Raw genomic sequence first — 8,970 nt, 5'->3', positions numbered from 1 at the left:
GGGCGTTTTTTCCAAAATTTTCACATAGACTGATGAGCTCTTTGTCGGAAAGATCGCCAACATTGTTGATCTGAAAATTCAAAGATGACTTAGTTGATGTAGTTTTTTCCATGAGTTTTTAATTAAAAATTATTGTGATTTCTTTATAGTTTGCTCATCCTAAAAGTAAATTATCAGTAACTATATTACGAACAAATTATAACATTCGCTCACCATTCTTGGTCAAGGCTAGAATGATAAAAAGAACAAGCTACAAGCCAAGAAACGCCACTTTGGGTCGCACCAAAGTACAAATGTTACATGGTGAGCGTTGGCTTACTTTTAGGGCGTGCTATATGGTCAATACAGAGTTGTATTTCCGTCGTGTCGTAATCAAAAATGTCAAAGGATTTGTTTATAAAAAATTTATCGTAGTTTCAGATTGAGTTTTATGTATAATGTATTAGCTATTTAATTTTAAAATTAAAATGTCTAAAAAAATAATAAATCAACCAAAGAAAAGATTGTCACTAAAAATCGAAGCTGCAGAGAGTCGGAAATTTGATTTTGCGGTCGGTGGGCAGGCGGTGATGGAAGGTGTGATGATGAGATCGCCGAACTATATTGTTATCGCGGTTAGGAAGAGTGGTGGTGAAATTCTTATAAAAGAAGAGAGGTTTGTTTCATGGGGAAAAAGACTTGGCGTTAGCAAAATACCTGTTCTTCGCGGGATGGTTGGCTTGGTCGAATCTATGTATATAGGAGTTCGAGCGTTGAATTTCTCAAATGATGTTTTTTTAAGTTCTGAGACAAAAAAATCAGATCATGAACTAAAATCCGATGGGAATAGAACTATACATGAAGTTTTGATCGGAGTTGTTAGCCTAGTTATTGGACTCGCTTTAGCGCTTTTTTTGTTTAAATGGTTACCACTTTTTATAACTGATTTTTTGAGTGGAAGTTTCCCAATTTTGAATGACACATATATATATTTCAATATTATAGATGGGATTTTGAAAACTCTTTTCTTCTTAATTTACCTAATTCTTATAGCGCAACTACCTGATATAAAGAGGCTTTTTCAATACCATGGGGCGGAGCACAAGTCTATTACTACCTATGAAAGCGTAGATGAATCCGGAGCCAATGCAGGCAAGAAACTCATAGATGTGCTCGTACCGGTGGAGGCAAAAAAACATACGCGTTTTCATCCGCGTTGCGGGACTAGTTTTATAATTATAGTTTTCATGATGAGTATTTTAGTTTATACACTCGTGCCAACTCATAGTGAATTTTTACTAAAATTTTTAGAAAGAATTGCAATGCTTCCTTTGATAGCTGGGGTTTCTTATGAAGCTCTCAAATACAGTGCGAAACATATGGACAAATGGATAGTGCGCCAAATTATCAAACCGGGGCTTTGGTTCCAAAAAATCACAACTGCAGAACCGGATTTGAAACAACTTGAAGTGGGACTCGCATCACTTAAGAGAGCTCTTGAACTGGAAAGTAAATAGTTTAGTTACCGCGCGCCGATGAAATCTTTTTATCTATACCCGGATATTCCGGGCGCATACTCCTCACTTCTTCATATAAAGTAAGGGCTTTTTTATAGTCACCAAATTGCATATATTTATCTGCAGCGATAATTCTATGAAGTGGATTATTTGGACTTAATTCAATTGATTTGTCATAAGCGGCATAAACTTTAGCCTTTGCCTCTTTCGCTTTTTCAACAGCATTTACTTGCCCGTAAACTTCTACCAAGTAACTATTTATTGTAGCGACATCTTTGTATGTATCAGCATGGAAATTATTCAATTTTAATGCCCTTTCATAAGCAGAGGTCGCATCAAGCAACAAAGCTTCCGTCTTTTTGTATTCTGCAACTCTAATGGCCTGTTTTAGATCATAAGCTCCCAATTCTTCATATAAATTATAAGCGTATGGATTTAAATCGACTGCACGAGTCATAGCATCTATATGATAGATATATCCATCCTTTTGAAAATCCGGATGAAGATGCAAAACTTCTGTTAATCTCAAAAATCTATCAGCTTTCACAGCCCTATGTACCATGTATAAATTCATAATAGAAAAACCTGTGAGCAAAATTATAAATCCGGTTAGGGCATAACCTTTTGTATCTATCTTCACATCGGGCTCACTGAGGTTTGAAGCATATCCAAGTGAAACACCAAGTAAAATGAAAAACGGTGTCATAGTTCCAATAGTTCCAAAATTAACAAGCACTTGAATTAGATATGTAAGGATTGCGGACGCTAAAAATATAAGTACGAAAGATTTTGAACTCTTCTTTTTTTGGATCGCTTCGGAGAATGCGATTTTGTATATAAATCTCAAGGCATAAATCATAATTGCAAGATAAGCGATGAATGCAAATAGCCCCTCCGTCGCTGCTATATTTAAGTATTCGTTGTGAGCGGTTTCCGGAACAATTTTGTCTTGCTCGTCCCCTGGGGTACGATAATCAAGCCTCCTGTATTGATTGTAAATATCATGGAAAGTAGAAACTCCAAATCCAAAAAATGGCCTATCTTGTATCATCTGATGACTACTAAAAATCCAACTTAGACGATCAGGGATATTGCCATCCTGCATAAACTCGACCATGCTTATGGTACGATCAACCACTTCTATTTTTTTCACTTTTTCTTTGAAAGCAAATATTCCTATAACGCTTATCAATATAAATATAATAATTCCTGTGAGAACTTTTTTCATCACTTCTCTATGGGTCTTCCATGAAAGCGCAAATATTGAAATCGCCGCAACAATGGATGCGACTATAAACGCCAAAAACGCACCTCTGCTACTAGTTTGAAAAAGCGCATAAAGATAAAATAAATTCAAAATCACTATGCCGGCTTTAAGGAATTTATTTTTCAAAAGACAAAAAAGTGCAAGTGATACGAAAATAAATTGAGCTATAAATCCTCCAAAATGATTTGCGTGTCCGAGCGTTGAAAACGCTCGGCTCGCTACCGCATTGAGCTCAGATTTATCAATCAAATATCCCATGTGTTGTATGATTCCAAGCACAACTACAACTATTGAACTTATATATGAGAAAATCAAAACACGTATTTGATCTACCTTTTCACGCACAAAATTGAATATCAAAAATACAAGAGTCAATAAAGTAAGGAGCGTGAACAGCCCTATAAATCTGCCATAAGTCCCAAACAAACTTGTATAAATATTTGATGAAAACAATGTAGATGCTATAAGTAAAACCGCATAAATACCAAGTAATAAATTAAACTTTTTAGGTCGAAGAATTAATGACCCTTCTTTGAAATATTTGATCGCAATCATAATTACCGCTATCGCCAAACATATTGCGAGTATATATAATTTTGGCAAAACAAAAACGGATTTGAGCCTAAATGTAAAAAGTATAGGAGTTAAAAATGCAACACCAAGTATCGAAATTAAAAATACTTTTTCATACCATTTTTTCGTGTCCCCCAAGAATGTATCGATTAATTCTTTCATGTGTTTTTTAATACGCACCCTTTCCTGTAATAATCACCAGAACAGTCTTAATGATGATAACAATATCGAGGAAAAGTGATCTGTTTTTTATATAATAAAAATCATATTCAATATTCTCATGCAGAGGCAAATCCTTCCTTCCAAGTATCTGCCAAAGTCCCGTGATACCGGGCTTTACGTCGAGCCTGCGTTTCTGCCAATCAGTATATTTCTCCACTATAAATGGCATCTCGGGGCGCGGCCCCACTAATGACATTTCGCCTTTTAGGACATTCCAAAATTGTGGTACTTCGTCGAGGCTTGTCTTGCGAAGAAAGCGCCCCACCCTTGTTACCCTCTTATCACTCAAACTTTTTGGAGCATACTCTTGATTGCGCACACCTTGATGCATTGTTCGAAATTTCCACATTACAAATTCTTCTCCTTTGTATCCTATACGTTTTTGTTTAAAAATAATTGGCCCACTTGAATCAATTTTTATTGCTAAACCAATAATAACCCAAAGTGGAAAAAGTAATAAACAACCAATGATCGCAGACAACAAATCCATCAATCTTTTTACGAATAAGAAAATGAAATTCCCACGAGTACGACGCATGTCGAGGCTCGGGATCCCTTCTATTTCAGTCATATCTATACGTCCGGCGACTATTTCAAATAAACCGGAAACAACTTTGAACCGAACATCCATACCCTCACATTTGTGCATCAAACCAAGTATTGCCTCGTACGACATTGCCGGATCAGAAATAAAAACCTCATCTATTTTGTGTTTTGAAATAAGGCTCGTAATATCTTTTGTTTTTCCAAGAAAATTAAATGGACTTCCTTCCTTGATTTTTACATGATCATCTATAAATCCAACAACTCTATATCCAAAATGAACATATGATTCTAATTCTGCGCTCAAATTACGCCCAACCTTTCCGGCTCCGACAATCAGCACCCCCGTTAGTCCATAGCCATGTTTGATCGACATAAGCTTCACGTGCCTGACAATCAATCTACCAAGATTTATAAGGACCAAAGAGATTACCCAAAATAAAATCACAAGCACTCTGGAATAATCAATTTTTGCCAAAAATGATGCGGCCATAACAAGCAACCACGCGAAGGTTACTGCGCGCATCACGTGATATGATTCCATTACCCCATCTATTCTGTTTTTCCTTTCATAAAGCCCAAAAATATAAAAAACAAAAAGCATTATAAGGAACACTACCGGTAGTGCTGTGAGATAAAATTCAACGGATTGTATTTGAGATACATCAAAAGACTTAACCAGAAAATGAGACCGAACAAAATATGCGGCTATAAAACTAAGAAAATACGAAACCACATCCGTAAGCACAAGAATTAAAACCGATAACCCCTTTTGATCTATGATGCGTATAAATGAGCGCATTTATTTATATTAAAATAATCTTTGGCCCGACCCCAACACCTCGGCTATTCTAGCAGAAAAAGCGACAAGGTAAATACGGTTTAGGCAGCCTCTTTGACCCCGTCACATTATATAATGTTAAACTTTCACAAGTATATTGGATGGTGCTAACCTTTTATTTGTACTTTATATTCAGCATCTCTCAACACCTCAAACTATTCATACGTCATCTTTAGCATCTCTCAACACCTCCTAATCTAATATAAAACATCAGTCGGAAGTAAGCCAATACTCACCATGTAATATTTGAGTTTTAGCGCAAGTTGAAATGGCATTTCTTGGCTTTTGACTGGGCTTTTTTAGCACTTTCGCCTTGACCCAAAATGGTGAGTAAATGTTATTATTTCGTTGTAAGGCAAAAGGTAAAACTTCTTTTGCAAAAAAAAGAATGCGAAGCATAATCATCAAATAAACAACTAATCTTTAATCAAAACTACATGAAAAATTTAACAAAACTTTCCGATAAAGGCCTGCTTGCACTCTGCAAAGAATATGGTGAGAAGGCCATACATTTCAGACGAAAATTCATAGGACTTTTGCCTGAGATGAAAAAACGCAAACTTTTTGAAAAGAAAAAATGTAAATCCATATACGAATTCGCGGCCAAATACGGAGGAGTAAGCCGCGAACATGTCGATAGGGTTGTCAATTTGAGTGATCGTTTTGTTGAAAAACCTCTACTGCATAGTTTGCTGGTGAATGGCGAAATAAGTTCAAATAAATTGGCAAAAATAGCTTCTATAGTTGATCTGGTCGATGAAATTGATTTAGTGGAAGCTGTTAGAAAACTCTCTTGTAGAACAGTTGAAACATATGTTCGGGATGTGAAAAGTAGGTTTGGGGTTACGGATGTTGCAGATGAAAATCAGTTCAACTTTGGTAATGATTCGCTATTTGGTTCTAACAATAGTTCTTCAGATTTTGGTAGTGATATGAGTTGTGATTTTGTTAGCAACATCGCTGATACCAGTGAAAAAAGTTCAAAGATAAAAATTGAGAATGGCTTATTTGAGCCGTCAAATAACCCTAAATCTGTGCACGTGCACAAATCTTGCGTAGAAGATAATGCTGCAATAAGTCAAATCTATGCGAGTTTGGATGAAAATATTGGAGGCATGGGACTCTGTAAAAGAGAGGCATTGCCTATCAAGAAACTCCAGCTAAAACTTTCGGAAGAAACACTTGAGAATCTGCTCGAGCTGCAAGAGAAAGGTATAAGCGTCGATAAATTATTTAAAGAATTCTTACAAAAACACCAACAGGATTTAGCTGAGAATAAAGTAGATAACTAGGGAATAGTATGGGGGGAAATATGTCGATATGCGTAGAGGGATGCTAATTCCATCCTTCAAAGGTGTCTTTTGGACAACCTTTTAGGAAGTGACGCATTGAGGTGACTTTACGGTTTTTTTGTATGTGGCGGCGTTTTCTGAATGCAGATGGGAGCTCTCGGATAAGCGAAAATATCGAACCAAATGTGCTTGGCTCTCTTAAAATCACAAATCCCATTATAAGGATTTCACGAATAAAAAGCGTAAAGAAATCTTTAAACAAATCTCCAGCTATTTCGTTTTTCAACTGCATCAAGCGTTGATTTTTATATGAATAAAACCGTGCTAATTTTGGGACTGAAGCTCTATGCTTGATTACATCTTTGTTTGAATATCTTTTAAGTATTGTTGTTCCACGCTCATGATATGCGACTACTTCCGGTAGGTAGATGCATTTCCAACCTCGCAAATTGAGCCTCCATGAGACATCTATATCCTCTTTGTACATAAAAAAATCATAATCCCAAACTTCTTTGCCATTTTTTGCATGCTTTGATTTTGTAGGAAGAGCAATGTCAGTCAGGGCTTCGCGGCGATATAGCGCGAGACACCCCGATATACCAAAAACCTCTTCCTTTTTCTCAAATTGACCGGTATCGGCGAAGCCCTGCCCCCTATCTACAACCCTTCTGTTTTTGAATGCAAGTAGCCCCGTTGTATCGATGATCGACTGAAAATCTTTCGGCGGACTCGCCGGTAATGTCTTTAAAATCTTACCCGTTATTGCACCTATTTTATGATCTTTTTCCAATTCTTTTATAAGAATCTTGAAATAATCCTTCGTAACAGTTACATCCGGATTCATAATAACCAGATACTCTCCGTCAGTTGAATCATATCCTTTGTTCGCCCCTCCGCTGTACCCGGTGTTTTGATTTTCAATAACTCTTACATTCGGAAAAAGTTTCTTCACTTGTTTAACCGAATCGTCCGTTGACGCCTGATCTATGAGTACGATTTCTTTTTTCTCATAATCAATTTTTTGCAATGAATCTATACAACTTTCAAGAAGTCCGCACGTATTGTAATTAATAATTGCTATAGATAATTTTGGCATATTTGTTGTTGTTTTATTTTAATGGCGGCACTTGCGACTCGTAAATACTCGTCGCCAAGCTTACAAAAAAAACCTATCAAGTACAACGCAGAATAACCTATCGAGTAATCCCCCAACCTTCAGCGTTAATATTTGACAACTCTGTTGCTGTATAAACCCCTGAATCATCAGGTACAAGTTCTTGAAAATCTGTAGCCCCATTGAGTATAGCTTCTTTTGCCCCATCGTATGGTGGCTCGCTTTGAGGGAAAAAAACTTGCCCTCCCAGGCTAAGCCCGGTGCAATCACCTGTTGGTACAATGCGAAGTTGTGAAGGTCCGCCTTGCGCACTAGTCATAACAAGTCCAACGTGTGAACCTGATTCAAGTGGGAAAACCATATCTCCTCCAGGTAGGTCAACAATCGCCGATGTATCCATGTCAAATGCCCATTCAGGTACAGCCACTGTGACGCCATTACCAGCATCTTCTACTGACAAAACCTCAACTAAACAAGGTTCGTTATTTGTAGAGTCATCATCATCACCAGTCGTATCGTCATCAATCATCATCATCTATGCCACCTACTATTAATTCAGCTGCATTTGCTGCACCTGCCACGCCATCAGTACAACTAAGAGCAAGAAATGGCCCACCATTTTGGATAAGCTCCGCTGCCATTAAAGGCCTATCTCCATTCATTACACTTTGACCATCTGTAAAGCCAAATAACTCATCTAAACCATCTACGTCTGCCTGTCTCATTCTAATTGATTCTACCGGCGGGAGCTCCGTTCCTATTCCAAACTGACGCAGCTCATCTGAAGCTCTACGACCACCTTCAGTAGTTTCACGCACCTGATTTAATCTACAATATCCAGCTACGACAACTAAGTTTCTACCATCATTATCAATAAATGTATTCCCATCGTCCAATGGCAATACAACCCTTAATTCATCTCCATCATTCGCCTCACCTGATACTATAACTGCATTTCTAACTCCCGCTGCCGCTTCCCACACTTCTACGTCGACACCAACTGAAGTTCCGTCTGTTTCAAATAAAGGAGCGTTATCATCATCTATTAACTCTACAGGAAGAGCTTCTACCGGAACATCGTTGCTTAACCCTCCTTCAAGCTCAGGTACTAGTATTCCAGTTGGAACAACTACTCTCATAGATTCCCCATGAGGGTTGTCATCTCTACAACCCGGCGTTAAAGCTGACACTGCTAATACTGCTGCCGCCATAGTTGATAACCCTCTTGCCATATGATTTTATTATAAAAATTTATTTTTAAGAAGCGACTATACCCTTGCATAGCGGTGATGTCAAGTCGTCATCAAGGGGTCTTTAAACAAATTGGGCAATGCTATGCGCGAAGTTTGCCAGCTGAACGCCGTGTTTCAAAGGCTGTGCACGCGCACACGTCTTGAACGCCGTGTTTCAGACGTCATTCTTAAGAACAAGCCATGAAGTACGTATTTGATAGACCATTTTATGAGAGAAGTGTGGCTGGAAGTGCTTTTTTAGCAAACACATAAAAACCAAATTGTACGGATTATTGTACAATCCCTCCTTCCGGGAAGAGTTTTTGTACAAGATAACGTACAAAATCTGTTCACGTGCACACTTTCACATAACCAAAATTCATTAAATTT

Annotated in this window: 7 protein-coding genes; 2 read left to right on the top strand and 5 right to left on the bottom strand. The window is 37.6% G+C overall.

Annotation, left to right across the window (positions count from 1 at the left end):
• The first annotated feature begins 467 nt into the window (after positions 1 to 467).
• Complete coding sequence (locus Q8P68_02290) at positions 468 to 1,496, top strand: DUF1385 domain-containing protein (protein MDP4007999.1); 1,029 nt, start codon at positions 468 to 470, stop codon at positions 1,494 to 1,496.
• A 1-nt stretch (position 1,497) separates the two neighbouring features.
• Here Q8P68_02290 and Q8P68_02285 read toward each other — a convergent pair whose 3' ends face one another.
• Complete coding sequence (locus tag Q8P68_02285; protein MDP4007998.1) at positions 1,498 to 3,498, bottom strand: O-antigen ligase family protein; 2,001 nt, start codon at positions 3,496 to 3,498, stop codon at positions 1,498 to 1,500.
• Between the two features lie 7 nt (positions 3,499 to 3,505).
• Entirely contained in the window at positions 3,506 to 4,903 is a 1,398-nt protein-coding gene (locus tag Q8P68_02280; GenBank protein MDP4007997.1) for a sugar transferase, read from the bottom strand.
• A gap of 476 nt (positions 4,904 to 5,379) precedes the next feature.
• Here Q8P68_02280 and Q8P68_02275 point away from each other — a divergent pair, with 476 nt between their 5' ends.
• A complete protein-coding gene (locus Q8P68_02275; GenBank protein MDP4007996.1) occupies positions 5,380 to 6,234 on the top strand; it encodes a hypothetical protein in 855 nt (284 codons plus the stop codon).
• Between the two features lie 43 nt (positions 6,235 to 6,277).
• Here Q8P68_02275 and Q8P68_02270 read toward each other — a convergent pair whose 3' ends face one another.
• The 3 genes from Q8P68_02270 to Q8P68_02260 form a co-directional block, all read right to left on the bottom strand.
• Positions 6,278 to 7,330 (bottom strand): glycosyltransferase family 2 protein, encoded by a 1,053-nt coding sequence (locus Q8P68_02270; GenBank protein ID MDP4007995.1) that lies wholly within the window; start codon positions 7,328 to 7,330, stop codon positions 6,278 to 6,280.
• A gap of 97 nt (positions 7,331 to 7,427) precedes the next feature.
• Positions 7,428 to 7,883 carry a hypothetical protein gene (locus tag Q8P68_02265; protein MDP4007994.1) on the bottom strand — a complete coding sequence of 152 codons (456 nt, stop codon included), beginning with the start codon at positions 7,881 to 7,883 and terminating at the stop codon, positions 7,428 to 7,430.
• Positions 7,870 to 8,580 (bottom strand): hypothetical protein, encoded by a 711-nt coding sequence (locus Q8P68_02260; protein MDP4007993.1) that lies wholly within the window; start codon positions 8,578 to 8,580, stop codon positions 7,870 to 7,872. Before Q8P68_02260 ends, Q8P68_02265 begins: the two co-directional genes overlap by 14 nt.
• Positions 8,581 to 8,970: the final 390 nt, after the last annotated feature.

The sequence above is a fragment of the Candidatus Peregrinibacteria bacterium genome (assembly GCA_030700255.1).
Lineage (GTDB): Bacteria > Patescibacteriota > Gracilibacteria > UBA1369 > JABINC01 > JABINC01.
The sequence above is the reverse complement of the archived record's forward strand: the minus strand, read 5'-3'. Positions and strand labels throughout refer to the sequence as shown.